Genomic DNA, 1,762 nt, shown 5'->3' on the forward strand with positions numbered 1-1,762 from the left:
AGTACAGCCGTCTCCGTGAAAATGATTCACCTGGCTTCATCACCGGGAAACCGATCGTGCTCGGCGGCTCTCAAGGGCGTGAAAAAGCGACGGCTCAAGGGGTGACTATCTGTATCGAGCAGGCTGCGAAGAAACGCGGAATCGATATCAAAGGCGCACGCGTCGTGATCCAGGGATTCGGAAACGCAGGGAGCTTCCTTGCGAAATTCATGCATGATGCAGGTGCAAAGGTAATTGCCATTTCTGATGCTCACGGGGCACTTCATGACCCTGCAGGTCTGGATATTGATTACCTATTGGACCGCCGTGACAGTTTCGGAACCGTTACAACGTTGTTCGAAAACACGATCTCGAACAAAGAACTATTGGAGCTTGACTGTGATATCCTTGTTCCGGCAGCGATTTCGAATCAAATCACTGAAAAGAATGTTCATGACATCAAAGCATCCATTGTTGTAGAAGCTGCAAATGGCCCGACTACTCTTGAAGCAACACGCATCCTTTCTGAAAGAGGCATCCTGCTTGTTCCCGATGTACTGGCTAGTGCAGGGGGCGTAACGGTATCCTACTTCGAATGGGTTCAGAATAATCAAGGGTATTACTGGTCTGAGGCAGAAGTAAACGAGAAGCTTGAAGCTAAACTTATTAATGCTTTCAACAATGTATACGAGACATCTCAGAATCGCCGGGTCAATATGCGCCTTGCCGCATACATGGTCGGCGCACGCAAAATGGCAGAGGCATCAAGATTCAGAGGTTGGGTATAACCCCATCATATAAAAGGAACCTGTCTTCGATAACAATCGAAGGCAGGTTCTTTCGTTTTCAGGGGTTAACATACGTATTAATCGGGTTTTTCATGCTATATTTAAAATAAGAATAATTTAGGAGGGATCAAATTGTCTGCAGCAATTGAAGAAGCATCCCGTGAATCGATTCAATTCGCAATAAAGAAACAGAAGACATTTTTTAATGAAGGTAAATCGAAGCCGCTTGATGTACGGAAGCAAGTGCTTGAAAAGCTGGCTGACGTTATAAGAAAAAATGAGAAGGAAATCCTGATCGCTTTAAAACAGGATTTAAATAAATCTGAAATGGAAACCTATACAACTGAAATCGGGATTCTCCTTGAAGAGATTCGATTTACGCTGAAGCATATCAACGAATGGTCTGCACCAGTTAAGGTGAAAACGGCGAGAACGCACGTCGGATCCAAAGCGTATAAAGTTCCCGAGCCATATGGGGCAGTCCTCATCATCGCTCCTTGGAACTATCCTTTACAACTTGCAATCTCGCCGTTAATAGGCGCGATTGCTGCAGGCAACACAGCAGTCATCAAGCCTTCTGAGCTGACGCCTAATACGTCCAATCTGATTGCGGGTCTGATCGATTCACAATTTGATCCGGAACATCTCACTGTCATCGAAGGCGGGGCAGAGACGACACAACTGCTGCTGGAGCATCCATTTGATTATATTTTCTTCACGGGAAGCGTGCCGGTGGGCAAGGTGATCATGGAAGCGGCAGCGAAGCAGCTGATCCCGGTTACGTTAGAGCTCGGGGGGAAAAGTCCGTGTATCATTGACGAGACAGCAAATGTCCCTCTAGCTGCTAAACGGGTAGCTTTCGGTAAAGTGACGAATGCGGGGCAGACATGCGTGGCGCCCGATTACCTCTTTGTTCACAAAGAGGTAAAGGAAGAATTTATACAATCGTTCCAAAAAGCGGTCAGGGATTTTTACGGGAATAATCCGCTTACGAA

At 46.4% G+C, this 1,762-nt stretch carries 2 protein-coding genes; both read left to right on the plus strand.

Annotated features, from left to right (window positions below):
* Positions 1-767, plus strand: a 767-nt coding sequence (locus tag HP456_RS23575) for a Glu/Leu/Phe/Val family dehydrogenase (protein WP_172255577.1), incomplete at its 5' end; no start/stop codon positions are given.
* A gap of 132 nt (positions 768-899) precedes the next feature.
* The coding region (locus HP456_RS23580) for an aldehyde dehydrogenase family protein (RefSeq protein WP_216663407.1) at positions 900-1,762 on the plus strand (863 nt) is incomplete at its 3' end.

Source organism: Bacillus haikouensis (assembly GCF_013179555.1).
Classification (GTDB): Bacteria; Bacillota; Bacilli; order Bacillales; family Bacillaceae_B; genus Rossellomorea; species Rossellomorea haikouensis_A.